Here is a 26,333-nt window from a genome sequence, read left to right as displayed (position 1 = left end):
GCGACGCTCAAGCCTGCCCGAGGTCGGCGCGCCGGCGCTCGAACGCGTTGATCGCGTCCTCGACGGTCACCAGCGCCATGACATCGTCGAACTCGATCTTGGTGCCCCATTTGAGCGCAGCCGCCGGCTTGCCGAGGAAGCGGCGCGCAGCGTCGTCGTAGCGGTCCACGCAGAACCGGCGGTCCGAGTACGGGCCGCTGCGCACCGGATTGCTGGCCGCGTGCAGGCCCAGCACCTTGGTGCCCATCGCGTTGGCGATGTGCATCGGCCCCGAATCGGGCGTGACCAGCAGCTGCGCGCGCGCCAGCAGCGCCGGCAACTGCTTGAGCGTGTCCTTGCCGACCAGGTCCAGCGCCTCGTGCCGCATCGCCGCCAGGATCGCGTCGGCCGTACTGCGCTCCAGCTCGCTGCGGCCGCCGCACAGCACCACCCGCCAGCCGGCGTCCGCAGCATGGTCGGCGAGGGCGGCGTAGCGGTCGGGATACCAGTTGCGGCGCACGTGGCTCGAGCATGGCGAGATCATCAACACCGGGCGGCCATCGTCGTCCCACTGCGCCCGCGCCCAGGCGTGCGCGTCGTCGGGCACCGGCATGTTCCAGGTCACGGTGTCCTGGCGCAGCCCCAGCGGCTCGCAGAAGCTGCCGATTGCGTCGAGCACGTGGATGCCGGGCCGGTCGGGAATGCGTTCGTTGACGAACAGGCCATGCAGATCCTTGGACCGGGCCCGGTCGTAGCCCACGCGTCGGCGTGCCGGCACGAAGCCCGAGAGCAGATTGGCGCGCGCGGCGACCTGCATCTGCAGCAGCGCATCGAACCGGCGCGCATCGCCCAGCCGCGCACGCAATTCCCGCCGCATCGCGCGCATGCCGGCCAGCCCGCTCTTCTTGTCGTAGACGACGAAGTCGACGTTGGGCAGTCCTTCGAGCAAGCGATGCTCGCCCTTGCCGATGACCCAACTCAGCGCGAGATCGGGCCAGGCCCGGCGCAACGTGGCGATCAACGGCAGCACATGGGTCACATCGCCGAGCGCCGACAGGCGCAGCAGACACACCGAATGGGGCCTGAAAGCAGGCGCCTGGCCGGTGGGCACGGGAGAAACGACGGTCGGGGCAGGGGCCAAGGCTTGATAGACTCGCTGGATGAGCAGATTCGACCCCAGCGAAAGCCTGACGCCGATTCCGGCGGACGGTCGCACGGGCGAGTACGGCGCCATTCTGTTCGACGGCACGCAGCTGCGGCAAGCCGATCCACGCTGGTTCGATCCGGCGAAGTGGGGCGAGCGCGCGCAGCGGGTCTCGGGCAGCGGGCGCGGCGGCGCATGGTTCATTGACGCCTCGCACGGCCCCTGTGTGCTGCGGCAGTACCTGCGCGGCGGCATGGTCGGCCGCGTCAACCATGACCTGCACCTGTGGCGTGGCGGGCCACGCGTGCGCAGCTTCGTCGAGTTCCGGCTGCTGCGCGAGTTGATGCGCCGCGACCTGCCGGTGCCGCAGCCCATCGCCGCAAGCTACCTGCGCCGCGGACTGACCTACCGCGCCTGGATCCTGATGGAGCGGCTGGTGGACGTGCGCTCGCTGGCCGAGCTGGTCGCGCAATCGCCGGAAGACGCCCCTTGGGAGCAAACCGGCCGCCTGATCGCGCGCTTCCACCGCGCCGGACTGGACCACGCCGACCTCAACGCCCACAACATCCTGTTCGACAGCCTGGGCAAGGGCTGGCTGATCGACCTCGACCGCGGCCGCCTGCGGATTCCCGAAACCCGCTGGCGCGCGCGCAACCTCGCGCGGCTGGAGCGCTCGCTGCAGAAACTGCGCGGGGCACGCAGCGAGGACGCCGTGGCGGCGGACTTCGCACGCCTGCGCCGTTCCTACGACGTGCTCTGGAGCCGGGGCATCTGATGGACTGGGCACTGCGGTTTCTGGGCGTCGGCAACGCCTCGGCAGTGGCGCTGGGCTCGCCGATGGCGACGATCGAGCGCGACGGCGCGCCGTGGCTGACGATCGACTGTGGCAACGAGGGCCTGACCGCGCATCTGGACCGCTACGGCGAGGCGCCGCGCGCGCTGTTCGTCACCCACGTGCACCTCGACCACGTCGGCGGCTTCGAGCGCCTGTTCGTCGACCGCTACTTCGACCCTGCACGTCGCGGCGCGATGCCGCTGTACGTGCCGGCGCCGGTGGTGCCGCTGCTGCACCGGCGCGTGGGCGACTATCCCAACGTGCTCGCCGAAGGCGGCGCGAACTTCTGGGACGCGTTCCGGCTGATCCCGGTCGGCGATGCGTTCTGGCACGACGGCGTGCGCCTGGAGGTGTTCCCGGTGCGCCATCACTGGCCGGAGACCGCCTATGGCCTGCGCCTGCCCGGCAGCCTGGTGTGGAGCGGCGACACCCGGCCGATTCCCGAGATGCTGGCCCGGTATGCCGACCGCGACGAGCTGATCGCCCACGACTGCGGTCTGCACGGCAATCCCTCGCACAGCGGCATCGACGATCTCGAGCGCGAGTACCCACCGGCGCTGCTCGCGCGCTGCGCGCTTTACCACTACGCCTCGGACGCCGACGGCGAGGCGCTGCGCGCACGCGGCCATCGCGTGGCCCGTCCCGGCGAGCGGTTCGCGCTGCGTGCACCGGTGCCGGTGCAGGATGTCGGCGCATGAGCGCTTTGCCGCAACTGCCCCAGGCCCCGCTGGACCGTCTCGGCCGCCCGCTGCACGACCTGCGGTTGTCGGTGATCGAGGCCTGCAACTTCCGCTGCGGCTACTGCATGCCGGCCGACCGCGTGCCCGACGACTACGGCTTCGATCAGGCCGGGCGGCTGTCGTTCGACGAGATCGAAACCCTGGTGCGCGGCTTCGCGCGGCTGGGCATGCGCAAGCTGCGCATCACCGGTGGCGAGCCGCTGCTGCGCAAACAACTGCCCACGCTGATCGCGCGGCTGGCCAAGATCCCCGGCATCGACGACCTGGCCATGACCACCAACGGCGCGTTGCTCGCGCGCCAGGCCCAGGCGCTGCGTGATGCCGGCCTGCGGCGGCTGACGATCAGCCTCGACGCGCTCGATCCTGCGCTGTTCCATCAGCTGTCGGGCGGGCGCGGCGACATCGCCGCGGTGCTCGACGGCGTGGCCGCGGCCGAGCGCGCCGGGTTTTCGTCGATCAAGTTCAACTGCGTCGTCCAGCGCGGTGTCAACGACCACGAAGTCGAGCGCATGGCCGCGCACTTCCGCGGTACCGGTCATGTGCTGCGCTTCATCGAGTACATGGACGTGGGCACCTGCAATGGCTGGGACCGCGCGCGGGTGGTGCCCTCGCGCGAGCTGCATGCGCGCATCGCCGCGCGCTGGCCGCTGCGCGCGCTCGATGCCGACTACCGCGGCGAGGTGGCCGAGCGCCATGCCTATGCCGATGGCGCCGGCGAGATCGGCTTCATCAGTTCGGTGACCGCGCCGTTCTGCGGCGACTGCCACCGCGCCCGCGTCTCGGCCGATGGCAGCCTCTACACCTGTCTGTTCGCCGGCCAAGGGCAGCCGCTGCGCGACTGGCTGGCCGAAGGTGAGGCCGCATTCGCGTCTCGGCTCACCGACCTGTGGTCGCGTCGCGCCGATCGCTACAGCGAACTGCGCGGCAGCACCCGCGCCCCGCGCCGGCACGTCGAGATGTTCCTGGTCGGCGGTTGAACATGCCCCCCGGCCTCGCCGCGCTGCTCGAATCGCTGGAACGCGCGCTGCTCGATCCGGCCGTACGTGCCGATCGCGCGCGCCTCGACGCCTTGATCGCCGACGACTTCACCGAAATCGGCGCCTCGGGCGCGGTGTTCGGCAAGGGGGACGTCCTCGACCGGCTGCCTGAACAGATCGGCCCCGTGTTCGAGGCCGGACCGATGCGCATCCACGCAGTAACCGACGACGTGGCCCGTGTGGCGTACGGCGTCACGCGCCGCGATGGCACCGATGTGCGTCGCTCGCTGCGCGCCTCATGGTGGCGCCGCGACGCCGAGGGCGCCTGGCGGATGGTCTTCCATCAGGGGACGCCGGACACCGGGGCCGGTACCATCTGAGGTCCGCAGTCACCACGCAGGCGCCATGGCCCGCAGCAGAACCCCGGCGTCCCCAGCGCTGACCCATATCGATCCAGACGGCCGGCCGACGATGGTCGACGTCTCGGCCAAGACCGTCACCGCCCGCGCCGCGAGCGCCGAATGCCGCGTTCGCTTCCCGGTGCCGGTCGCCGCGCAACTGCGTGCCAGCGGCCTGCGCAGCGCCAAGGGCGGCATTGTCGACACCGCGATCGTCGCCGGCACGATGGCGGTCAAGCGCACCCATGAGCTGATCCCGTTCTGCCATCCGCTGCCGATCGACGGTGTGCGGATCGCGATCGACTGGAGCGGCGAGCGCGAACTGCGCATCGATTGCACCGTCAAGACCACCCACCGTACCGGCGTGGAGATGGAAGCGCTGACCGGCGCCACCGTCGCCGCGCTGACCGTCTACGACATGTGCAAGGCGCTCTCGCACGCCATCGTGCTCGGACCGGCCAAGCTGGTCGGCAAGCGCGGCGGCAAGCGCGACGTCGGCACGATCGAGGGAGGCGCCACCCCATGACCGATGTCCGATTGCTGTACTTCGCCAGCCTGCGCGATGCCGCCGGCCGCAGCGAGGAAACCTGGCAGACCACCGCGCCCGACCTGCGCGCGCTCTACGCCGAAGTGCGCGCCCAGCACGGCTTCGCGCTGCCGGCCGAGCGGTTGCGGGTCGCGGTCGACGGCGCCTTCGCGCGCTGGGACGATGCGGTCCGCGGCGACAGCGAGATCGCCTTCATTCCCCCGGTCAGCGGAGGCTGACGATGGACGACCGCGATTTCTGGCTGGCCGATGCGCCGCTCGACCTGGCGCCGCTGCGCGCGCGCCTGCAACACGACCGCGCCGGCGCCTTCGCCAGCTTCGAGGGCTGGGTGCGCAACCACAACGACGGCCGCCCGGTGCTCGGCCTGCGCTACGAGTCCTACGTCGAACTGGCGCAGGCCGAAGGCGCAAAGGTGATCGCCGAGGCCCGCGAACGCTTCGCGCTGTGCGCGGCCGTCTGCGTGCATCGCATCGGCGACCTGGCGATCGGCGACATGGCGGTGTGGGTGGGCGTGTCCGCGCCGCATCGCGGCGCCGCATTCGATGCCTGCCGCTACATCATCGACGAGATCAAGGACCGCGTGCCGATCTGGAAGCACGAGCGCTACGCCGACGGCGATGCCACTTGGCTGCATCCCGAGCCGGCGGAGGGCGGGGCGCCGCGATGAGGCGCGGCGCGGCGGCCGGCGCGCTCGCGATGCTGCTGGCCGCGTGCACCAGCGCACCGGTACCGCCCGAACCGGCACCTGCGCCGCCTGCGCGCGGCGAAGTCGGCGCGGCATTGCTCGCACCCGACGGCGACAGCAACCGGATGGCGCTTGGCCGCCACCAGCGCTTCGTCTACCCCACGCTCGAACAACCCGCCGCCATGCCCGACTATCCGGCAGACCTGCTGCCGCTGCGCCTCCCGCCGGTCGCGGTCTGCGTGGATGTCGTGGTCGGCACGGACGGACAGGTGGTCGCTGCGGCCGAGCGCCCGGATCCGCGATGCGCGACACCGCGCGGCGTGCCCGATCGCGCCGCGTTCGTGACGCCCACGCTGGCCGCCGTGCGCGCCTGGACCTACTGGCCGGCCGCGCTGTGCACCGCGCCGGCCGGCTTCGATGGCAGCGATCCCTGCGCCGCACCGGGCGTGACCGAAACGCCGACCTCGGTCCGGCTCTCGTACGCGATCCGATTCCGCCAGCACGACGGCGTGCCGGTCGTCGAACGCAGCGAATGACGCCGAGCCGATAGGCGCAAGCGCGCTCGCCCTGCTAGAATCCCCGTCCCGCTGCTGCGGGGCCGGCCTTGCCGGCGCGTGTCTCCATGGTGGCCCCGTCGGCCCCTCGCGACGCTAGATCGAAAATCCCGCCAGGGCCGGAAGGCAGCAACGGTATCGGTCGATGCGGGCGCCGAGGTCAGTCGGCGGGGCCATCGCCTTGTCCGGCCCCCTCGCGGCGCCGGCAGAACCGGCGCCGCGCGACGCTCAGGGCGTCAGCACCACTTTGCGGCAGGCATCGTCCTCGTCCTTGCCGTCGAAGATCTCGTACCCGCGCGCCGCGTCTTCGAGCTTCATCCGGTGCGAGATGATGACATCGGGCCGCAGATCGCCGTTGCCGATGCGCGTCATCAGCTCGGGCATGTAGCGCTGCACATCGGTCTGGCCCATCTTGAAGGTCAGCCCCTTGTCGAACGCATCGCCCAGCATGAACGCGTGGATGAAGCCCGCATACACGCCCGGAATGCTGACCGTACCCGCGCGCCGCGTCGCCGCGATGCACTGCCGGATCGCAGCCCCGCTGCTGGTCTCGAGCTTGAGCCCGGTCAGCACGGTGTCGGCCTTGCTGCCCTTGGCCTCGAAACCGACCGCATCGATCGACGCATCCACGCCGCGCCCATCGGTCTGCGAGACGATCGCATCGGCCGGGTCGTCGATCTCCTCGAAGTTCAGCGGGATCACACCGTAGGTCGCCTGCGCGAAATCGAGCCGGTACTGATAACGATCGACCATGAAGATGCGCTCGGCGCCCAACATCCGACAGCACGCAGCCGCCATCAGCCCGACCGGGCCGGCACCGAAGATCGCGACCGTCGAGCCCTTGGTGACCTTCGCATCGATGACCGCCTGGTAGCCGGTGGGCAGGATGTCCGACAGGAACAGCACCTGCTCGTCGCTGAGCACCTCCGGCACCACCAGCGGGCCGACATTGGCCTTGGGCACGCGCACGAACTCCGCCTGACCACCGGCGATGCCGCCATACAGATGGCTGTAGCCGAACAGTGCCGCCGGCGGCCGAATGCCCTTGCGGTTGAGCGCCGCGCCTTGGCCGGTGTTGGTGGTCTCGCAGGCCGCGAACTCCGACAGCCGGCAATGGAAGCAGTCGCCGCAGGCGATGACGAACGGGATTACCACCCGATCGCCCTTGCGCACCGAGGTCACATCGGCGCCGACGTCCTCGACCACGCCCATGAACTCATGGCCCAGGATGTCGCCGTCGTGCAGCTCGGGAATCTTGCCGCGGTACAGATGCAGGTCGGAGCCGCAGATCGCCGTCGCGGTGACGCGCAGCAGGATATCGTCACGCTCGCGCAGGACGGGGTCGGGCACCGTCTCGACCCGGACGTCCCGCGTGCCGTGATAGGTCAGGGCTTTCATCGCATCTCCTTCGTGGCAAAGCCCGGATGCAACCAATCACAGCCGCAATGCGGTGTGAGCGGGTGGGGCATGCGGACGGCGGGCCCGGCAAGATCGCCACCCTTGTCCGTAGCGGCAGACGATCTCGTTCTGGCGCAACCCGAAACTGGTTCATCAAGTCGGCAAAACCCGCAGCCGATGAATGCAGCGCCCTCGCACGCGGATAACACCCGGCGGCGCAGCGTCGCGCCTGTGGCGAATGTCCGCCGCAAGGAGACGACCATGAGTCCGAACAATCAGAACCAGCGCGAAGGCCAGAACCAGAACCCGCAGCAGGGTGGCCGCGAGCAGCGCCAGGACGACAACCAACGCGAGCCAGGCCGTCCGGAGCAGGGCGAGGAGGAAGAGTAAGCGTCGAGCGTGACCGGACGCCCAGGGAGGGGCGTTCGGTGAGGCATCGGAGCTTGGATGCGCCCATCAGCACAGCAGCGGGCGGATATAGCGTGTCCCACGCCCACGACGAACAACGGTCACGTGCATGGTTCGAAGGGGAGACCGCTTGTCGATTGTCACATGCGTGCACGTAGGACTATCCCTACAGGCACATGAGGAGTTCTCTGATTCTCCTTCTCCAGTTGGCCTACCAGATTGGGCCGTGCGGCTCTTGCCGCATCACACCAACGCATGGAGAAAGCAGATGAAGGCATTGACGAAGATGCTGGGCACCCTCGCCGTCGGGTTGTCGCTCACGATCGGAACCGCATCGTCTCAGTCATTCGAGACGCCACCTGCAAGCGAATGCACCGCCAACGGCGTGATTGGATCTGTCGATCTGTTGAACGGGCAGCGCGTCTTCATGTGTCAGAACGGCGAATGGCGCTTTCTGTACGAGTGCACGTTCGACGCCAGTGGATATTGCGTCATTCACTGAGTCATCGATTCGCCAAGTCGGCGATCTGCGGACCGCTCGCGAAACATCGCGGGCGGTTCGTTGTTCGCTTGGGGGATGGCTGGTGGTGCGCCAGCCGAGCCCCGCGTCGCCTGAATTCGGGCTCCTCATACACCGGTATCCGGCTGTGGTAAAACGCCTCAGCGGCGGCATGACGCTGCCGGTCAGGGGGCAACATGAAAGCGATCACGGCTGTGGTTGTTGTTGCGATAGCGAGTGCGGGATGCTCGACCCTCAAAAGAGAGCCCATCATTCAGGGCTACGGAAAGAGTAAGTGGACAATCGGTACGGTCACGACCTGGAGTCCTGACAAGGCCGCCGCAGTGGTAGTGGGCGGCAAGGCCTGCATGCAGTTGCCAACGCGCCTGGTCAACCTTGGCACGTCCGGGGGCGGCGCGGGGACTGTCAATGTGCCAGGGGAGGTCAACGCAGGCGGTGGTGGCGCAGGCGACTTCAGATCGGATGCGACGTCCGCACTCGTTGCGACCGAGCGAACGACATTCCTGTCGTTCGGGCTGTTCTACATGTGCCAAATGGCGATGAATGGATCGATAGACGGCGCCGCGCTGCAGAGCATGCTGAGTATGGTGGTGGAAGCATCAGCCACCTTGAAGCCGCCGCCGGTTCAACCGCCGGCATTCGTAGTGGCAGAGCACTTCACGATGCATGCGCCTCCGCCAGAGAAGCCGGTGGAGGCGAGTCAGGAGGCGCCGTCTGACCGAGTTGCGCCGAGCACTGAGTTCAGCATTGAAGAGTAGCGCTCGGATTCGCTTGAATCGACGAGGGCGCAGGAAAGCGAGTCGCGACATCGATTGGAATGCGAATGATCTCCGGGCCGCCCGCACCATATTGTGCGGGCGGCTCGTTCGCTGTTGCGGTCTGTGCGCAACTTGATGTGCCGCGGAAGACCGTAAAAGCCGAGCAAGGGCGGCTGTCCAAAAAAGGAGAGCGGGTACGCCAGTCGAAAAAGCCAAAGGACTGCAACGGCGCACCCGCCCCCTCTACTCAGCTAGTGCAGCGAAAGACGCGTTGCCTGCTTCGGTACCGGGCCATAGGCCGCCCGTTCCTCACGCACGCTGCAACGCGATGTCGTTGCAGGCTGGATCAACTGGTCCTGCACTTGATCCAGAATCTCCCGCACCGCATCCGCACCTTCCGAGATCGCCAAACCCAGTGCCGGTACGGTGTCATCCGCAAGGTCGTCTTCATGGCCGGACGCGATGACATCGCCGTGCGCCATCAGCATCTGCACCAGCCGATCGAGCGCATCGGCCTGATCCATCGTGACGCCGAAGACGTAGCCCTCCGGTACGCTGGCTGCATGCGTCGGCTGGGCGGCTTCCTGCGTCGCGTCGGGGTCAATGGCCGGCTCGTCTGCTTCGGCCGCTGTCCGCGTCCTAGGCCGCGCGTTCGGCGACGGCCGCCAGGCCATGGCCTCCAGCACCAGTTCCGCCTGCTCGGCCAACATGGCCAGGCACGTGGCCAGCTCGCCATGGCTGACTTCGGGCGGATCGTCCTGCTCCTCATCGTACGTACGCGGCTCCGCCAAGCGCGACAGGAATTCCATGTGGTCGCGCAGCTTTGTCAGCCGCGTCCTGTCGTCTTCCGGCAGGAAGTAGCCAGCGCGTTCAGTATCGTTCGATTCGCGGTTCGACATGATGTTGCCTCCTTCATTCCATCGAAGTGACCCGCCCACCGGATGGCGGACGGGAAGTCGGGAGGTTAGAAACCGCAGACAGACGGCGGGCGTATTTCCCCGAAGGGTGTTGTATTAGCCGCCCTCCCGACGCAGGCAACGCGTCGGTTGTGCCCGCAAAGTGCCGGGCACAAAAAAACCACCGGTTTGTCGGAGGTGGGTACCGCTGTCTGAGGAGTTTCTACGCTCCGTGGTTGAGCTTGCTAGGGATTTGCGTGGCTGTCAAGCGGTATGTGGCGTCAACGAAAGAGTATTAGCGGTGAGCGGAACTCCGTGCGCGCGAGTCGACGTTCGTGTTGGTCCAGGCGACTAACGGCCACGGGCACTCCACTTGGCAATGAAGCTGCTCAGGCCAGGTCACATGGGTCTCCTCACAAATTAGGTGTTGCAATCGAGAGTCGAACTCACCTATCTAAGCAAGGGGGAGTAGGTATCCCTGCTGTCTCAGCTCAGGAGACTGTTTAAGCGTCTAATGGAGTCTTGGCTATTGGTCCGGCTTAACGCTGGCGCTCGACTGTATATCTGAGGTGTCTAAATGAAGGTTTTCATTAGTTCATTGATTTCCGGGATGGAGGCCGAGCGGGCAGCTGTCCAGCGTGCCGTCGAGAGGCTGGGACACGCTCCCATCAATGCGGAGAATTTCGGTGCAAGGTCCAGTTCGCCCAAAGTCGCTTGCCTAGGCGGAGTGCGAGAGTCCGACCTCGTGATCGTGATCTTGGGGGGGCGCTATGGTGTGCCCCAGGCAGGTGGTTTTTCTGCGACTCACGAAGAGATTTTGGAAGCGCGCAACCGGAAGCCGATTCTCGTGTTTCTGCAAGCGGGCGCTCAGCCGGAAGAGAGTCAGGCTGCTTTGATAAATGAAGTCGGAGGCTGGGAGGGCGGACTCTTTCGACAGGAGTTTGATTCCCCAGAAGACTTGGAAGACAAAGCAATCCGCGCCATTCATCGGCACGAGCTAGCTCATGCCGTAGCGCCACTGAATCCTGAAGAGCTGAAGGCTAGGGCTACTAGACTCCTTCCAGCTTTGGAAAAGGGGTATGGGGCGAACACGCTTCAGTTGGCAATAGCTAGCGGCCCGGTCTCAGCAATCCTTCGGCCTGCAGAGATAGAGGCTCCATCCCTGATCGCAGAGATCCAGCAGAGCGCACTTTTTGGCGTTCACCCAATCTTTGATCGGGCGGCCGGTAGCCGATCTCGCTTGGAAGGGGAGGCGCTGGTTGTGGATCAGAATGACGGGCACAGGCCTGGCGCGTCGGTGTGCCTCTGGCCAAACGGTGATCTGTTGGTCAGCCTGCCTGTGCCGCCACCCGCGCGCGGAATGGGGCTGTCCGTGGTCTTAGAAGAAGATGTCGCTAGCAAATTGACCAGCGCTGTGGGATATGCGGCCTGGCTGCTGTCGCGCATCGATCCCACGGAGAGAATCACCCACATCGTGCCAGCCGTTAGGCTCGGTGGTGATGGCGGCGGCGCGTGGCGCACCAGGGAGGAGCATGACGCTAGCCCCAATTCGGGGCAGTTTCCATGGCGACAAGGTGAGCATGAGGAGCCGGTGTTCCTAGCTCCAGCTCATCAAGTCAGGCAGGTACTGTCGATGGATACACGTCGTGTGATCGAAGACTTTGTCGTTTTGCTCAGGCGGCGCTGGAACCAAGACTGATTGGGCTAGAGCTCGTTTCGTAAGCGGCTAGGCGCAGCGAGGTATTTCTTAGTAGAAGTCGTCATTGAATTCGTTTTGGGGCGTGTACGACCACTTGCCCTCAATTGGGTGCCTGCCAAAAGCGAGTTCTACAGATGGGCGTATGCCAACCTGAAGGATTTCGTCAATCCAGACTGCATATTTTTTAGTTCGAAACTCTCTGTCGTCATCTGTCCGTCCTCAGTCAATGGCTATCTTCGCATCCAAGTATTGAATGATGGTGCGCGTAAGGTTGACGACAAGCAGCGCCTCGTCACGATGGACAAGCTGATCGTTGGCATGTGCCAAGCTTCCCCGATTTCGAAGCGGGTTCAGCGCGTCGAGGATGTTTCCGAGCGAAAAGATCACTTTTCGGATCGCTTCCTCCTGCACTCCCAAATCGCGTAGAGCCGGATGGTTTTCACGCATGAACTTGAAGATCTGAGTGATTCCAGGGTCCGCCGGCAATGTGGCCAAGTCCAATCCCGCTGACCGACACACCGCTTTTAGGTAGCCATGAAGAGCGGTGTGGACGCGATCCAAGGCGCTCGTCGGTCCCTGAGCCTCCAGCAGCGATTGCGCGTCTGCCAATGCTTGACGAACAAGCTCGCTTGCGACCTTCGGGGATGTCGGCTTCACGGCCGCGACTTGAGCGCAGCGTCTAGCGAACGCCAGCAGCTTGGCTTGCGCCTCTGGGGTTCGCTGGACCTCTGACCCCGCCGGGAAACGCCGAGCCACGCCTCGGACGATCGCTGCCTGACATCGAGGGTCAGCGGACGACAGCACGGCCAAGAAACGTTGGCGCGTCGTGGTGCCAGGGTATTCCTCTGGATCGATCGCCAGGTCGCAATAGGCGGCGTAGAACTCGCGATGGGTCGCGTAGCTGAAATCGCCCAGATAGCCGCCCGATACCCCGATGTAATGGTTGACGATCCAGTGGATTTCACTCGGACGCAGGCCGTCCATGGACCCTCTCGCTCGCCGGCTGGAAGGCCGACCCATATGGCGGCATTATAGCTTTGGCGCTCCGGCTGCGGGCCACAGGGGAAAAGCATGGAAAGCTCGTTAGAGCAAGAGAGGGGCGATGCCCCGGAAAGCGGCTCTGTGCTTCGGGAGCGGGGCTCGCTGATCGATAAGGTCAATCGAGCCCGCTTGGAGCTGCTGGATCTGTCGACCCGCAACCGGCTGCTCAGCGTACCCCGGTCCGGGCACGCCAAGACCGTAGAGGTGGTTAACGAGCTGGCGCGAGCGATGTATCAGACGCTCGTCATCGACGGAAAGCGCTTCACCTTCGTGGCCGGCAGGGCTGACCCCAAAACAGCAGTGGACGAGGCCCTCGACGAGGAAGGTGGCACGTCCGACCCAGCCAGCCTCGTTGATGTCAGCGCCGGTAATGCCGATCCCGAGTACGCGCTGCTCGAGGAGGAGCCGGAGGACCCCGAGTTGTTGGCGCAGCCCGATCTAGAACTGGACGAACAGGGACGGCGGGTCAGCCATTGGGACGCGCAGCTGATGACGCGCCTGACGCCGACCGGTCTCCAGAAGCGCCTGCTGGACCTCTACGTCGACGCGCGGACGCTTCAGGAAGAGCAGGGCATCAACGTGCTCTACCTCGGCATTGGATACCTGAAGTGGCGAGCGCCGACCACGCCCAAGGTCGACCGGTATGCACCGCTTGTGCTGGTGCCTGTCGCCTTGGAGCGCAGCAATGCGGGCGAGAAGTTCCACCTCCGCTGGCAGGGGGATGAAATCGTCGCAAACCTGTCGTTGCAGCTTTTTCTGCAGCGCCAGTTCGAGATGAAGCTTCCCGAGATCGAGGAGTTCGAGAGCCTCGATATCGACGACTACCTAGCCAAGGTTGCCTCCCTGATTGAGGGCAAGGCGGACTGGGCGGTGGTTCCGGACGATGCGGTCCTGGGTCTCTTCTCGTTCGCCAAATTCATGATGTATCGCGACCTGGATCCGACGAGCTGGGAGCAGTTGGGCGGCTTGGAGGCCATCCCCACGCTTCGAGGCGTGGTGTCGGAGGGCTTCCCAGGCGCCGCCATTTCGACGAACGACGAGGACATCGACGCGACGGTCAGCGCAGATCGGATGCGGCATGTGGTCGACAGCGACAGCTCCCAGTCCCTTGTCGTCCACGACGTGCTCAACGGACGGAGCATCGTCGTTCAGGGGCCGCCAGGCACCGGTAAGTCCCAGACCATCGCCAACATCATCGCGGGCGCCATCGCCGAGAAGAAGCGCGTGTTGTTCGTGGCGGAGAAGCTGGCGGCACTCGAAGTGGTCAAGCGACGCTTGGACCAGGTTCGTCTGGGCGCGGCCTGCCTCGAGCTTCACAGCAACAAGGCGAACAAGCGCGCGCTGCTCGAAGAACTACGACTCACGTGGAGCTTGAGCCCGCGAGCCCCAGAAGACAGCGGGCCCATCGTTCGTCAGCTTACCGAGCGGCGGGACGCCCTCAATGCCCACGCCCAACGCCTCCATCAGGAATTGCTTCCTTCGAAGCTGACGCCCTATGAGGTGTTCGGCAACCTGGTTCGACTGCGCCGAGAGGGATACGTCACCACACGCATTCGTCTCGAATCGCCGCTGGAGTGGGCGTGGGACAAGGTGGGAGAGAACCAAAAGCTCCTTCAGGATCTTTGCGATCGCGTTCGGATGATGGGTGTCCCGGACCGCCATGCTTGGGCCGGAGTCGCGAACGAGACCCTCCTGCCGAATGATCGAGACCGTCTGATTCGGGAAATCGCTGATCTCGCCAGAAAGCTGGACGACTGGCGGCAAAGCGCCGCCGAGCTGACCGAAATGCTCGACCTGCAGTTCTCGGGCCGGCTCGATGCCCCGAAAGCGGCAATCGACCGGGCCAAGGCGCTGTTAACGGCACCGCCCCTTGGGGCAGCGGCGCTGGCGCATCCCTCGTGGGAAAGCCCCGCCGGCCCAGAAGGCCTGATAGAAGACGTGCGACGGGGGCAGGACCTGCGCCAAGCGTGCTTCGAATTTGCAGCCGATTCTGCGCTCGAACAGGCTTGGGGGGAGACGAGTCACGAATTGTCGAAGGTTCCTGACTACTTCGTCCTCGGCAAGGAAGTATCGGCCCTGCGCGATGCCCACCAGAATCTTTCGGGTTTGGAGTCCGACCTCGCTCGGCTCGCCCAACTGGTGGGCGAACAGAGACCACTGACGTTCGAAATCGTGGCCCACATGTGCGCACTCGCGGAGCGCGCGAGCTCCGCGCCACAGATCGACCGCGACGCGTTGGTTGCCCGCATCTGGGATCGAGGAGTCGACTCGGTCCAGAATCTGGTCGACTGGGTCCAGCAGGTCCAGTTGGCCCGCCGTGAACTGAGCGGGGTGTTTCGCGAGTCCGCGTGGGCGACCGACCTGGAAGACGCTCGGCTTCAAATCGCCAGCCGCAGCGTGAGCTTCTTCCGCTTCTTTAGCGGCGAGTGGCGGGCCGCAAATCGGCTGGTTCGTGCGCAGCTCCGCAACCCCAAGCTCCCGGCCGATCAGTTGCTGCCGGCGTTGGACAAGCTCCTCGACGCACAGGCAGCACTTCGTCGGATCGAGGAGGGCAATGCTCAGGGCGAGGAAGCGTTCGGCGCTAACTGGGAGCGCGATCGGTCCGATACGGCGTTTTTGAAGGGGGTGGTGACTTGGATGCGAGGCATGCGTCCACTTGGGCTGGGCGCTCGCGATCAAGTCGCCGCGATCGGTGACCGCGGCTTGGCAGCCGAACTCGCGGCTCGGCTGGGACCAGCGCTTGCCGAAGTGCAGGCCCACCTCTCTCCGATCCACGAATCGTTGCTGGCCGGAGGGCAGATGCTGTGGAGCGGGGAGGACTCTTCGCTTCCCAGGGTGCCGCTGCGTCGACTGACAGACGACACAGCGCTCTTCGGGCAGACCATCCAGGCATGCGATTCGTTGAAGGACGCGGAGGCGCTGACCTCGGCACAAGCCCTGGAGCGCATCAATGCCCTGACCGACGCTCAGGCAGCGCTTGCCGCACTGACTCAAATCGATTCGCAAGGTGCAGCCGCGTTTGGTGGCCTGTGGGAAGGCCTCACTTCGGACGCTGCTGCGCTCGAAGGAGCGTCTCGCTGGATGATCACCAACTCGGGCCTGCGGATGCTGGCGTCGCGTATCGCAGACCCTCAGCGGAAGCTGGATCAGGCGACTCAGCAGCTCGAAAGAAGCGGGAGGCTGGGTGGAGAGCTGTCCGAACTGTTCGTCATCCTTCGCTTTACAGGGAACGACGAGGTTGCATCGGACCCCGCTGAGGTCTCCGTGGACGCCGTAATAAGCCAGCTTCGGGCGTGGGAGGCAGATCCGGAAGGCCTCCCGCAGTGGGTCGCTTATATCGCCCAGGCAAAAGTGGCCAAGCGCCGTGGGCTGAAAAACTTCGTCGATGCGTTGGCGACGGGCACGCTAGCGCCCGACGAGGCCAGAGGCACATTCGATTTGGCCTATTACGAGGCGGTCCTGTCGGCAATGGTGGACAGGGACCCAGAGCTGGCGACCTTCGACGGCAAGAAGCAAACGGAGCTCGTCGAGTCGTTCTGCGAGCTGGACCGAAGCCGCATTGACTTGGCTCGACGTCAAGTGTCGCAATCACACCGTGAGCGAATTCCATCAAAGAGCGGGGCCGCTGGGCCTGTGGCCGTGGTCCTCGGCGAGATGGCCAAGAAGAGGGGGCATCTACCTATCCGGCAGCTTATGGAGCGGGGGGCGCCCGCTATCCAAGCGCTCAAGCCGGTCTTCATGATGAGTCCGCTTTCGGTGGCGCAGTTCCTGCCGCCTGGTTCGGTCGAATTCGATCTGCTGGTCATCGACGAGGCCAGTCAGGTCCAGCCAATCGACGCCTTGGGTGCCATCGCCCGCGCCAAGCAGCTCGTCATTGTGGGTGATGAGCGCCAGCTGCCCCCCACGCGGTTCTTCTCGAGGGCCTTGGGCGATTCCTCACCACCGCTGGATGACTCGGCGGCGCCTGCCGATGTCGAGAGCATCCTAGGCCTATGCTTGGCGCGCGGGCTGCCAGATCGAATGCTCCAGTGGCACTACCGGAGCCGCCACCAGTCCTTGATCGCAGTGTCCAACAGCCAGTTCTACGAGAACAAGTTGTTGATCGTCCCGAGTCCCTACACAAGCGAGGCCGGAGTGGGGCTGCGGTTCCACCATCTGCCAGACGCGGTTTACGATCGTGGTGGCACCAGCACCAATGCTCGTGAAGCGAAGACGGTGGCCATGGCGGTGGTTGCCCACGCACAAACGACCCCACACCTCACCCTGGGCGTTGCGGCGTTTTCGACCCAGCAGCGGCGCGCCATCTTTGACGAGGTGGAGTTGCTGCGACGCCAGCACCCTGAGACCGAGGGCTTCTTCACCGCCCACGCCCATGAGCCGTTCTTCGTCAAAAGCCTGGAGAACATCCAGGGCGACGAGCGTGATGTCATCCTCATTTCGATCGGGTATGGGCGCGATGCCCGGGGTGGCGTGAGTATGAACTTCGGGCCTGTGAGCAACGAGGGCGGCGAGCGTCGGCTCAACGTGCTCATCAGTCGGGCGAAGTCGCGTTGTGAGGTCTTCTCTTCCATCACCGATGAAGACATCGATCTTACCCGCGGCAAGGGGAAAGGTACCGCTGCGCTCAAGCTGTTCTTGCACTACGCCCGCACGGGACGCCTTCACATCGCCACCGAAGCCATTGAAGAGCGCAAGAAGACGTTCGAACAGGAAGTTGCCAAGGCGCTCATTGCCCGCGGCTACGACCTCCATATGCACGTGGGCGTAGCCGGGTTCTTCGTTGACATCGCCATCGCGGATCCCGAGAAGCCTGGACGCTACATCATCGGCATCGAATGCGACGGAGACTCCTACCGCCGGTCGAAGGGCGCGCGTGATCGAGACCGTCTGCGCGAGCAGGCGCTCCGCGACAAGGGCTGGCAGGTCCATCGGGTGTGGAGTGCAGAATGGTTCCTGCGGCCCGCTGCGGAACTCGATGCACTGGTGCGGGTCATTGAGGCCGCGAAAATAGAACCGGATCCGTTTGAGGTCGAAGCGGCCTCCCGATCCCGAGCCGTTCCAATCGACATCGAGAGCGTGGATCACGACGACTTCGTCGAAGTGGGGCTGGTGAGCTCTGATGCGTTGCCTGACACCGATCCTTACGTGGAAGCCAATTTCTCAGTGCCTAACCGCCAGCAGGAGTTGCACACTGTCCCGGCGATGCGAATGGCGGGCTTCGTTCGGGATGTGGTGCATGTCGAAGGTCCCATCCATCGCTCGGAGGTCGTGGTGCGCATACGGTCTCTGTGGGGCCTGCAGCGGGCGGGAGGTCGCATACAGAGCGCGGTCGACGAGGGCATCCGACGGGCCGTAGAAGAAAGCATGGTGGTGCTGCAGGATGGTGAGTTCCTTTTATGGCCTGGACGCGCTATTCGAGTACGGGACAGGAGCGATGTTCAGTCGCTGACCCTGCGACGCCCCGAGCATCTCCCGCCGATGGAGATGGATGCTGCCATTCTGGACCTGGTGCGCAACAATCTGGGTGCCTCGCTGGACGAGATTGCTCTTCACGTGTCGCGCCGACTCGGATTCCGAACAACAAGCGCGCAACTGCGTGCGGTGCTGGTGGGGAGAGCGGAGTCGCTTGTAGCGTGTGGGGCTTTGGAGCTGCGAAATGGGTTGTTTGTGGAGTGCGCTGTGAAGCACTGAGAGAAGCGGCGTCAATGGACTACTAAGTCACTTCAAGCCGTCAGGCCCCGTCAGGGCACGGAGCGCCTGCGTGGCCAGCCTTCTGGGCTGGCCGGATTCTCTCCAGGCGAATCCGTCGAACCGGGGGTTCTCATCAAGTCCCCGCACACCTCCAGAAACGCAAAACGCCCCTTGCGGGGCGCTTTGCGTTTCTGGCGGAGAGAGGGGGATTCGAACCCCCGAAGCGCGGTTTAGACGCTTACACACTTTCCAGGCGTGCTCCTTCAACCACTCGGACACCTCTCCGGATCTGTCCCGCGCGGGCCGCGGGGCGGCACGCTGCGACGGCTGGACCGCCGCGGGCCGGCCATTCTAGCCGGGCCGCGGCCCGGTCACAAGGAAGGCGGACGGGCGTGGCAGAATAGCGGCATGTCCTATCTCGTCCTCGCCCGGAAGTGGCGTCCGAAGCGGTTTGCCGAGCTGGTCGGGCAGGAGCACGTCGTGCGTGCGCTGACCAACGCGCTGGAGACCGGCCGCGTCCACCACGCCTTCCTGTTCACCGGCACCCGCGGCGTCGGCAAGACGACGATCGCGCGCATCTTCGCCAAGAGCCTGAACTGCGAGCGCGGCACCTCGTCCGACCCGTGCGGCGAGTGCGAGACGTGCCTGGCGATCGACGCGGGGCGCTACATCGACCTGTTGGAGATCGACGCGGCCAGCAACACCGGCGTCGACGATGTGCGCGAGCTCATCGACAACGCGCAGTACATGCCCTCGCGCGGCCGGGTGAAGGTCTACCTGATCGACGAAGTGCACATGCTCTCGAAGTCGGCGTTCAACGCGCTGCTCAAGACGCTGGAAGAGCCGCCGGGTCACGTGAAGTTCCTGCTGGCGACGACCGACCCGCAGAAGCTGCCGGTCACCGTGCTCTCGCGCTGCCTGCAGTTCAACCTCAAGCGGTTGGACGAGGAGCAGATCCAGGGGCAGATGACCCGGATCCTCGAGGCCGAGGGTATCGCGGCGGATGCGGCGGCGATCCGGCAGCTGTCCAAGGCGGCCGATGGCAGCCTGCGCGACGGGCTGTCGCTGCTCGACCAGGCGATCGCCTACACCGGTGCGGGCGGCGAGGGCGGTGCGCTCGCCGACGCGGCGGTGGCGACGATGCTCGGCAGTGTCGACCGCACTCGGGTCGGCAACCTGTTGTCGGCGCTGGCGCAGGCCGATGGTGCCCGGCTGATGGCCGAGGTCGCGGCGTTGGCGGAGTTCTCGCCGGATTGGGCGGGCGTGCTCGACGCGCTGTCCGAAGCGCTGCACCGGATCCAGGTCCGCCAGTTGGTGCCCGAGGTCGGCATCGAGGCCGACGGCCTGGATCTCGATGCGTTGGCGTCGTCGGTGCGGCCGGAGGTCGTGCAGCTGTGGTACCAGATGGCGCTCAACGGTCGCCGTGATCTCGCCCTGGCGCCGAGCCCGCGCGCGGGCTTCGAGATGACCGTGCTGCGCATGTATGCGTTCCGCCCGGCCGAGGGCGGCCACGCCGGCGCGCCGGCGGGCAGCGGTGCCGGGCAGGGTCGGGCATCGGGGCCGGCCGCGGCGCGGGCCGCGCTGGGTGATGCAGCCGCGCCGCCGCCGCGGGCTGCCGCACCGGCGCCCGAGGCCGCGACGCTGGCACGTCCGGTGCCGCGTGCGCCGGCCGATGCGGTGCCGATGGCGGCTGCCGGCCAGGGCATCGACATGCCGCGCAAGGCGGCGCCGACACCTCCGCCTGCACCGGTTCCCGAACCTACCCCTGCGACCCGTGCCGAGCCGCCTGCGTCCCCTGCGCCGCGCGCCGAACCGGCGCCGTCGGCAGCGAAGCCGTCGATGACGCTCGATGCCGACGGCTGGCTGGATCTCGTGGCCGATCTGCCGTTGCGCGGCCCGGTGCGCGAGCTGGCGGCCAGCGCGGCCTTCGTCAGGCTCGAGGGTGAGGTGCTGACGCTGGCGCTGCCCGAGTCCGACGAGCACCTGAAGGCGCCGATCATGGTCCATCAGCTGGCGTCTGCGCTGGCCGGGCCGCTCGGCGCGACGCCGCAGATCCGCTTCGAGACCGCGGCCGCGCGCACGGCGCCGACCTTGCACGAACGCAATGCGCAGCAGCGCGATGCGTTGCAGGCGGCGGCCGAGCAGAATTTCCTTTCCGATCCGGACGTGCAGCGCCTGATGTCGCAGCAGGGCGCACGCCTGGTGCCCGATTCCATTCGCCCTTACGACGAACAAGGACTTTGATGATGCGTGGAAATATCGGCCAGCTGATGCAGCAGGCCCAGAAGATGCAGGAAAACATGCAGCGCGTGCAGGAAGAGCTGGCCAACCTCGAGGTCGAGGGCAGCGCCGGCGGCGGCATGGTCAGCGTCACGCTGACCGGTGCCAAGGCCTGCCGCAAGGTGCGCATCGATCCGTCGGTGCTGTCGGACCCGGAGATGGCCGAGGACCTGATCGCGGCCGCGTTCAACGACGCGTCCAACAAGGTCGACGAGGAATCGAAGGCGCGCATGGCCGGTGCCACCGCCGGCATGCCGCTGCCGCCGGGTATGAAGCTGCCGTTCTAAGGCCCACGGTCTCCAGGGCGGGGCGCCTCGGCGCCCCGTTCGCCAAACGCGCCGCGGCGAACGAGGCGTGTGTCGCGGCCCCTCCTTCTAGCGTCTATCGCGCATGTCCGCATTGCTGGAACAACTGATCGATGCGTTGCGTGTGCTGCCCGGGGTCGGGCAGAAGTCCGCGCAGCGCATGGCCTATCACGTGCTCGAACGCGGGCGTGACGGCGGCGCGCGGCTGGCCGCGGCACTGGCCGAGGCGGTCGAGAAGATCGGCCACTGCGCGCGGTGCCGCGATTTCAGCGAGACGCCGGTGTGTGCGACCTGCGCCAGTGCGTCGCGCGATGCGCAGGCCCTGTGCGCGGTCGAGACGCCGGCCGACCGGCTGGCGATCGAGCAGGCCACCGGCTACCGCGGCTTCTACTTCGTGCTACAGGGCCGGCTGAGTCCACTCGACGGCATCGGCCCGCGCGAGCTGGGCCTGGACCTTCTGGCTGCGCGGCTGGCCGAGGGCGAAGTGCGCGAGCTGATCATCGCCACCAATCCCACGGTCGAGGGCGAGGCCACTGCGCACTACCTGGCGCAGATCGCGCGCCAGCACGGCGTGCGGCCCAGCCGTCCGGCGCACGGCCTGCCGCTGGGCGGCGAACTGGAGTTCGTCGATCGCGGCACGCTATCGCATGCGTTCGGCAGCCGCAGCGAAATCGGCGATTCGTGATCCAGGCCCGGTGATGTGCGTTGCGCGTCGACGGGGCGGCAGTGCGACCGGCGGCAGCGGTATGCTCTGGCCATCGCGAATCACGAGTGACGGCTTCCATGACCATCTTCCACAAGATCATCCGCCGCGAGATCCCGGCCGACATCGTCTATGAGGACGAGCACCTGATCGCATTCCGCGACATCGGCCCGCAGGCGCCGGTGCATGTGCTGTTCGTGCCCAAGCAGGATTACGCGACGCTCAACGATGTGCCCGAGGATGCGCCGGAGGTCATCGGCCGGCTCGCGCTGGCCGCCGCGCGCTATGCGAAGGCACAGGGGTTCGACAAGGACGGCTACCGCATCGTCATGAACTGCAACGACCACGGCGGGCAGACGGTGTACCAGATCCATCTGCACTTGCTCGCCGGTGCGCCGCTCGGGCGCTTCGGCACGCCCGCGTGAGCGTGCCGGCGCGGGCTTACCAGTAGCCCCACCACGGCCAGGGCGCCGGGCGGGTCAGCACGTCGACCGTCTCGCGCACCGGCCACAGATAGACCACGTCGGCATCGAGGCGCGGGAAGCGGTAGTCGTACTCGCCGATCCGGCGGGTGTCGTAGCCGGCGATGCGGCCGGTGAAGGTGACCTCGCGGTTCTTCTCGAACACCGCCGGGTCGTAGAAGCCGGCGCGGCAGGCGATGAAGCGGCCGTTGGTGTCGTCGCTGGCCCAGTACGGGCGCCCGGTCGCGGTGAGCCGGGTGGCGATCATCTCGAAACACGTGGCGTCGGGCCGCGGCTCGACCTGGACGATGCGCCCGCCCCAGCGCACCGCGGTGCCGGTGTAATCGCCCTGCACGGCGGCATGTGGCGTGGGCGATTCGGCGAAGCCGCCCTGCAGCGGCTTGGGCTGCGAGGCACAGGCGCCGAGCAGCAGGGCCAGGGCGCTGATGGGCAACAGGCGGGCGGGGCTCATCGGGAAGTCTCCTTCGCAGCAGGCGTTGCGGTGGGGCGATGCGCGCGCAGGTCGCGCGCCAGCGTGGGGTCGGCCGGGGCGGCAGCGTAGCGTGCGGCGACGAAACGGCGGGTGAGTGCAGTCAGCCCGACGGCGTCGCCGGTGGCCGGCGCAATGCGGGCGGCCCAGGCCGAGGCGGGCTCGTGCGGAAGGCGGCCGAGGCCGCGGCGGGCATAGCGCCGGCCCATCCGGTGCCAGGCGCGGAGCAGGGGATCGCGCTCGCGTTCGCTGCGCGCGATCAGCCACCCCATCGCGCCCAGCGCCAGCAGTGCGACAACCGTCAGCAGCACAACCAGGCCGCTGGCGCCCAGCCCGCCGAGCCCGAGCCGTTGCAGCATCGTTTGCTGGCGGTCGGCGTCGAAGCCGAGCACGAAATCGTTCCAGCCGCGCCGGGCCCAGTCGCCGAGGTCGAAGATCGGCGCGAAGCGCGCGCCGCCTACGCGCCCGGCCGCGAGCCGGTCCTCGAGTGTGTCGTAGATGCGCTCGGGCGCGACCGCTGCGGTCGGGTCGACGCGGACCCAGCCGCGGCCTTCGAGCCAGACCTCGTTCCAGGCGTGCGCGTCCATGCGCCGCACCAGCCAGTAGTTGCCGTAGGCGTTGCGGCGGCCGCCGACGTAGCCGGTGACCACGCGCGCGGGAATCCCGGCCTCGCGCATCAGCACAGTAAAGGCCGAGCTGAAATGCTCGCAGAAGCCGGCCTGCTGGTCGAACAGGAAGTCGTCGATCGCGTTGCGGCCGGGCAGCGGCGTGTCCAGGGTGTAGGCGAAGTCGCGCTCGATCCAGGCCAGCGCGCGCGCAACCAGTGCGGCGTCGTCGCGGGTCTCCGCGCGCCATTGCCGGGCGAGCGCGCGGGTGCGCGGGTTCAGGCCGGCGGGCACGCGCAGGGCCTCGGCGCGTGCGAGCGCGGGCAGTTCGGGCTCGAACTGCCGCGGCGGCGCCGAGCGCAGACGCCAGCGGCTGACGCTGTCGAGGCGACGCGGGCTGCGCAGCGTGTAGTCGCGTGTGCCGCGCACGCCGTCGGGCAACGCGGTCGGCAGGTCCAGCGCGACCAGCAGGTCGCGCCCGGTCGGTTCGATCACGATCTCGTAGTCCCAGGTCGGCGTGCCGTGGGCGACCAGGTCTGGCGTGGGCGGCGGCTGCCGGCGCGAGCGCGTCCAGGTGCGGCCGTCGTAGTCGGTGAGCGTCGGCCCGCGCCAGTACATCTGCGAGACCGCAGGCTCGGGGCCGGTGAACGCCGCGCGCAGCGCGGGCGAATCGTCGGCCAGCAGATCCAGCCATTGGCCGGCGCCCATCTCGTCCGACAGCCCCGGCGTGGCCGAGGCGCGGTCCGGCACGCCCCACAGCGGCGTCGACAGCCGCGGGAACAACCAGAACACCGCCAGCGCCAGCGGCAGGCCGAGCGCGATCAGACGCAGCGCGGTGCCCCATCGGCGGCGGTCGCTGTCTGGTGCCAGGCCCGATTCCGCATCCGACAGTGCGAGCAAGGCGACCACCACCAGCAGCGTGCCGGCCAGGCCCAGCAGCAGCGACAGCGGGCCCTGGTCGAGCAGGAACGTGGCGAACGGCGCGAACAGCGCGAAGCCGAGCAGGCTGCGGGCGTCGCGCAGCGTGCGCAGCTCGGACGGTTTGACCGCCAGCATCGCCGCCAGCAGCGCGCATCCGGTCTCGCGTCCGACCGTGCCGCCGGCCTGCGCGAGCACCCAGCCCAGCAGGGCGAGGGCCGCGGCGCCGCGCAGCCACGCTGGCAGCTGGCGGCGGCCGGAGACCGACGTGACCAGCACGCCGACCGCGGCGACGACGATCGCCACCGGCAACGCAAGCTGAAGCAGCAACGGCAGCAGACACACCGCTGCGGCCAGCAGCGTGCGGCGGCGTCCGCGTGCGTCCAGCGGTTGGCCGGTGGGTCGGGTCATGGGCCCTCGGGGAGCAGGGCGAGGGCGCGCAGGCAGGCCTGGCGGTGCCACTCGCCGCGGTCGGGGCCGAGCGGTGCATGGCCGGGCACGCGCAGCAGCGAGCGCACGCCGTCGCGTTCGGCGGTGTCGACCCAGCGCGCGAGCCGGCGGATGCGCGCTTCGTGACCGAGGCCGCCCAACGCCGCCCAGTCGAGCACGACGTCGGCCCCCTGCGGTCGCTCGAACTCGCGCACAACCAGCGCATCGCGTCGGGCCGAGGTTTTCCAGGCGATTGCGCGACGCGCGTCGCCCTGGCGCCACTCGCGCAGATGGTGCAGGTCGTCGCCGGCCGGGTGCGGCCGCGCCTGCGCGTCCTCGCCGGCGCCCCGCGGCAGCGGCGGGCCGTGCGCCTCGGGCGCGGGATGCACCAGCAGCCGGATGTCGGGGCGCACCCAGGCCCAGGCGCGCGCCAGGCCCAGCGGCCGGGTGCTGGAGATGCGGATCCGCGGCGCGGCCATCCAGCCACGCCGCTGCGTCGGCAGCGCCAACGTGGTCTCGCCGCCGGTCTCCTCCAGCGACAGCGGCGCGGCGACGGCATCCTCGCAATCGACCCGCAGGCCGCGGCGCTCGCGCCCCGGCGCTGCGCCCACGTGCACGTGCAGCGGCATCGGCCGACCGGCGGGGACCGGCTCGCCGCGCACCGCGCGCACCTCCAGGCCGCTGAGTTGCAATTGCGTCCACAGCAGACTGGCCAGCGTCGCACCGCCCAGCAGCAGGCACAGCAGCAGCGCCGGATTGTTGTTGTAGTTCAGGGCGCCGGCCGCCATCGTCGCCAGCAGCGCGATGACGAAACCGCCGAATGGCGTGGGCAGCACGTAGATACGCTGGCGGTCGATGCGCACCGGCAGCGCCTCGGCGTGGCGCGGGCGCATCCAGCGTTCGAGGCGGCGGCGCAAGCCAGTGGCAGCCATCGCGTCAGTCGACCGGCACGGCCTGCAGGATGCCGGTGGCCAGCGCGTCGCCGTCGCCGGCATCGTCGGCGACCAGCCGGTGCGCGGCGATCAATGGAAACAGCCGCTGCACATCGTCGGGCAGCGCGTGCGCGCGGTCCTCGAGCAGGGCCAGCGCGCGCGCGGCGCGCAGCAGGGCCAGGCCCGCGCGCGGCGACAGACCGACACGGACGCCGGGATGGTGGCGGCTACGCGCGAGCAGCGCTTGCACGTAGTCGATCAGCGCCGGGCTGGCGTGAACCGCAGCGGCCGCGGCGCGCATCTGCTGCAGGTCGGCTTCGCCCAGTTGCGGCAACGTGCCGGCGATCAGCACGCGCCGGTCTTCGCCGGCGAGCAGCGCACGCTCGGCGTCGCGGTCGGGATAGCCGAGGTTGAGCCGCATCAGGAAGCGGTCGAGCTGCGAGTCGGGCAGCGGATAGGTGCCCGACAGGTCCACGGGGTTCTGCGTGGCGATGACGAAGAACGGGTCGGGCAGGGCGTGCGTGGTGCCATCGACCGTGACCTGGTGCTCGGCCATTGCCTCCAGCAGGGCACTCTGCGTGCGCGGCGGCGCGCGGTTGATCTCGTCGGCCAGCAGCACGTTGGTGAACACCGGGCCGCCGTGGAACTCGAAGCGCCGCGCGGCGCCGTCGTAGACCGAGACGCCGACGACATCGGACGGCAACAGATCGGAGGTGAACTGCACGCGCTGAAAGCCGAGCCCGACGGTCGCGGCGATCGCATGCGCGAGCGTAGTCTTGCCCAGGCCCGGCAGGTCCTCGATCAACAGGTGGCCGTCGGCGAGCAGCGCGACGAAGGTCATGGTGACCGCGGTCTCCTTGCCGAGCACCAGGCGATTGACCTGGGCGCGCGCCGACGACAGAGCGTTGCGCTGTGCGTCGGTTAGCATGGCGCGGGTCGT

General features: G+C 67.4%; 25 protein-coding genes, 1 tRNA gene and 1 other RNA gene. 18 read left to right on the top strand and 9 right to left on the bottom strand.

What is annotated here, in order from left to right; genetic code table 11:
- Nucleotides 1-7: 7 nt before the first annotated feature.
- Nucleotides 8-1,090, bottom strand: coding sequence for a glycosyltransferase family 9 protein (locus tag FHW73_RS09390; protein WP_345776170.1), 1,083 nt, complete (start codon nucleotides 1,088-1,090; stop codon nucleotides 8-10).
- Between the two features lie 49 nt (nucleotides 1,091-1,139).
- Here FHW73_RS09390 and FHW73_RS09385 point away from each other — a divergent pair, with 49 nt between their 5' ends.
- From FHW73_RS09385 to ffs, 9 genes are all read left to right on the top strand, one after another.
- Nucleotides 1,140-1,898: a 3-deoxy-D-manno-octulosonic acid kinase gene (locus FHW73_RS09385; protein ID WP_183426433.1), complete on the top strand. Its 759-nt coding sequence runs from the start codon at nucleotides 1,140-1,142 to the stop codon at nucleotides 1,896-1,898.
- Nucleotides 1,898-2,656, top strand: coding sequence for an MBL fold metallo-hydrolase (locus tag FHW73_RS09380; RefSeq protein WP_183426432.1), 759 nt, complete (start codon nucleotides 1,898-1,900; stop codon nucleotides 2,654-2,656). Before FHW73_RS09385 ends, FHW73_RS09380 begins: the two co-directional genes overlap by 1 nt.
- Entirely contained in the window at nucleotides 2,653-3,675 is a 1,023-nt protein-coding gene (gene moaA / locus FHW73_RS09375; RefSeq protein WP_183426431.1) for a GTP 3',8-cyclase MoaA, read from the top strand. Before FHW73_RS09380 ends, moaA begins: the two co-directional genes overlap by 4 nt.
- A 2-nt stretch (nucleotides 3,676-3,677) precedes the next feature.
- A complete protein-coding gene (locus FHW73_RS09370; protein WP_183426430.1) occupies nucleotides 3,678-4,055 on the top strand; it encodes a DUF4440 domain-containing protein in 378 nt (125 codons plus the stop codon).
- 25 nt (nucleotides 4,056-4,080) lie between these two features.
- On the top strand, nucleotides 4,081-4,599 hold the full coding sequence (moaC, locus tag FHW73_RS09365; protein WP_183426429.1) for a cyclic pyranopterin monophosphate synthase MoaC: 519 nt from the start codon (nucleotides 4,081-4,083) through the stop codon (nucleotides 4,597-4,599).
- Nucleotides 4,596-4,838, top strand: coding sequence for a MoaD/ThiS family protein (locus FHW73_RS09360; protein ID WP_047136182.1), 243 nt, complete (start codon nucleotides 4,596-4,598; stop codon nucleotides 4,836-4,838). The genes moaC and FHW73_RS09360 overlap by 4 nt, the downstream gene beginning before the upstream one ends.
- A complete protein-coding gene (locus FHW73_RS09355; RefSeq protein ID WP_183426553.1) occupies nucleotides 4,835-5,287 on the top strand; it encodes a molybdenum cofactor biosynthesis protein MoaE in 453 nt (150 codons plus the stop codon). Before FHW73_RS09360 ends, FHW73_RS09355 begins: the two co-directional genes overlap by 4 nt.
- A complete protein-coding gene (locus FHW73_RS09350; protein ID WP_183426428.1) occupies nucleotides 5,284-5,841 on the top strand; it encodes a hypothetical protein in 558 nt (185 codons plus the stop codon). The genes FHW73_RS09355 and FHW73_RS09350 overlap by 4 nt, the downstream gene beginning before the upstream one ends.
- A 95-nt stretch (nucleotides 5,842-5,936) precedes the next feature.
- Nucleotides 5,937-6,033: signal recognition particle sRNA small type (ffs, locus tag FHW73_RS09345), an RNA gene on the top strand.
- 54 nt (nucleotides 6,034-6,087) lie between these two features.
- Here ffs and FHW73_RS09340 read toward each other — a convergent pair.
- On the bottom strand, nucleotides 6,088-7,257 hold the full coding sequence (locus tag FHW73_RS09340; RefSeq protein ID WP_183426427.1) for a zinc-dependent alcohol dehydrogenase: 1,170 nt from the start codon (nucleotides 7,255-7,257) through the stop codon (nucleotides 6,088-6,090).
- Nucleotides 7,258-7,518: 261 nt separating this feature from the next.
- Here FHW73_RS09340 and FHW73_RS17470 point away from each other — a divergent pair, with 261 nt between their 5' ends.
- From FHW73_RS17470 to FHW73_RS09330, 3 genes are all read left to right on the top strand, one after another.
- Nucleotides 7,519-7,647: a hypothetical protein gene (locus FHW73_RS17470; RefSeq protein WP_255492886.1), complete on the top strand. Its 129-nt coding sequence runs from the start codon at nucleotides 7,519-7,521 to the stop codon at nucleotides 7,645-7,647.
- A 286-nt stretch (nucleotides 7,648-7,933) separates the two neighbouring features.
- The gene (locus tag FHW73_RS09335; RefSeq protein WP_183426426.1) at nucleotides 7,934-8,167 is read left to right on the top strand and encodes a hypothetical protein; all 234 of its coding nucleotides are present in this window, start codon (nucleotides 7,934-7,936) and stop codon (nucleotides 8,165-8,167) included.
- Between the two features lie 194 nt (nucleotides 8,168-8,361).
- Nucleotides 8,362-8,943, top strand: a complete 582-nt coding sequence (locus FHW73_RS09330; RefSeq protein ID WP_183426425.1) for a hypothetical protein — start codon at nucleotides 8,362-8,364, stop codon at nucleotides 8,941-8,943.
- Between the two features lie 251 nt (nucleotides 8,944-9,194).
- Here FHW73_RS09330 and FHW73_RS09325 read toward each other — a convergent pair whose 3' ends face one another.
- Nucleotides 9,195-9,842: a hypothetical protein gene (locus FHW73_RS09325; protein WP_183426424.1), complete on the bottom strand. Its 648-nt coding sequence runs from the start codon at nucleotides 9,840-9,842 to the stop codon at nucleotides 9,195-9,197.
- 574 nt (nucleotides 9,843-10,416) lie between these two features.
- On the opposite strand from FHW73_RS09325, the gene FHW73_RS09320 reads away from it, so the two are divergent.
- On the top strand, nucleotides 10,417-11,538 hold the full coding sequence (locus FHW73_RS09320; RefSeq protein ID WP_183426423.1) for a DUF4062 domain-containing protein: 1,122 nt from the start codon (nucleotides 10,417-10,419) through the stop codon (nucleotides 11,536-11,538).
- A 219-nt stretch (nucleotides 11,539-11,757) separates the two neighbouring features.
- Here FHW73_RS09320 and FHW73_RS09315 read toward each other — a convergent pair whose 3' ends face one another.
- Entirely contained in the window at nucleotides 11,758-12,522 is a 765-nt protein-coding gene (locus FHW73_RS09315) for an abortive infection family protein (RefSeq protein ID WP_183426422.1), read from the bottom strand.
- Between the two features lie 87 nt (nucleotides 12,523-12,609).
- Between FHW73_RS09315 and FHW73_RS09310 the strand changes: the two genes are divergently transcribed.
- Nucleotides 12,610-18,270, top strand: coding sequence for a DUF3320 domain-containing protein (locus tag FHW73_RS09310; RefSeq protein ID WP_183426421.1), 5,661 nt, complete (start codon nucleotides 12,610-12,612; stop codon nucleotides 18,268-18,270).
- Nucleotides 18,271-18,462: 192 nt separating this feature from the next.
- Here FHW73_RS09310 and FHW73_RS09305 read toward each other — a convergent pair.
- Nucleotides 18,463-18,555, bottom strand: a tRNA-Ser gene (locus FHW73_RS09305).
- Between the two features lie 123 nt (nucleotides 18,556-18,678).
- Between FHW73_RS09305 and dnaX the strand changes: the two genes are divergently transcribed.
- From dnaX to FHW73_RS09285, 4 genes are all read left to right on the top strand, one after another.
- Nucleotides 18,679-20,514 carry a DNA polymerase III subunit gamma/tau gene (dnaX, locus tag FHW73_RS09300; RefSeq protein WP_183426420.1) on the top strand — a complete coding sequence of 612 codons (1,836 nt, stop codon included), beginning with the start codon at nucleotides 18,679-18,681 and terminating at the stop codon, nucleotides 20,512-20,514.
- Between the two features lie 2 nt (nucleotides 20,515-20,516).
- Complete coding sequence (locus tag FHW73_RS09295) at nucleotides 20,517-20,837, top strand: YbaB/EbfC family nucleoid-associated protein (protein ID WP_047136330.1); 321 nt, start codon at nucleotides 20,517-20,519, stop codon at nucleotides 20,835-20,837.
- Between the two features lie 103 nt (nucleotides 20,838-20,940).
- Complete coding sequence (gene recR, locus FHW73_RS09290) at nucleotides 20,941-21,540, top strand: recombination mediator RecR (protein WP_183426419.1); 600 nt, start codon at nucleotides 20,941-20,943, stop codon at nucleotides 21,538-21,540.
- Nucleotides 21,541-21,638: 98 nt separating this feature from the next.
- A complete protein-coding gene (locus tag FHW73_RS09285) occupies nucleotides 21,639-21,983 on the top strand; it encodes a histidine triad nucleotide-binding protein (protein WP_183426418.1) in 345 nt (114 codons plus the stop codon).
- A gap of 16 nt (nucleotides 21,984-21,999) precedes the next feature.
- On the opposite strand, the gene FHW73_RS09280 is transcribed toward FHW73_RS09285, so the two are convergent.
- The 4 genes from FHW73_RS09280 to FHW73_RS09265 are packed head-to-tail and all read right to left on the bottom strand — an operon-like array spanning nucleotide 22,000 to nucleotide 26,321.
- Complete coding sequence (locus FHW73_RS09280) at nucleotides 22,000-22,491, bottom strand: Slp family lipoprotein (RefSeq protein ID WP_183426417.1); 492 nt, start codon at nucleotides 22,489-22,491, stop codon at nucleotides 22,000-22,002.
- A complete protein-coding gene (locus tag FHW73_RS09275) occupies nucleotides 22,488-24,443 on the bottom strand; it encodes a DUF3488 and transglutaminase-like domain-containing protein (protein WP_183426416.1) in 1,956 nt (651 codons plus the stop codon). Before FHW73_RS09275 ends, FHW73_RS09280 begins: the two co-directional genes overlap by 4 nt.
- The gene (locus FHW73_RS09270; RefSeq protein WP_183426415.1) at nucleotides 24,440-25,393 is read right to left on the bottom strand and encodes a DUF58 domain-containing protein; all 954 of its coding nucleotides are present in this window, start codon (nucleotides 25,391-25,393) and stop codon (nucleotides 24,440-24,442) included. Before FHW73_RS09270 ends, FHW73_RS09275 begins: the two co-directional genes overlap by 4 nt.
- Before the next feature lie 4 nt (nucleotides 25,394-25,397).
- Complete coding sequence (locus FHW73_RS09265; RefSeq protein ID WP_183426552.1) at nucleotides 25,398-26,321, bottom strand: AAA family ATPase; 924 nt, start codon at nucleotides 26,319-26,321, stop codon at nucleotides 25,398-25,400.
- Nucleotides 26,322-26,333 lie beyond the last annotated feature (12 nt).

This window comes from Luteimonas sp. RC10 (genome assembly GCF_014192745.1).
Taxonomy (GTDB): Bacteria; Pseudomonadota; Gammaproteobacteria; order Xanthomonadales; family Xanthomonadaceae; genus Luteimonas.
Note: the sequence above shows the minus strand (reverse complement) of the source record. Positions and strands in the feature narration are given on the sequence as shown.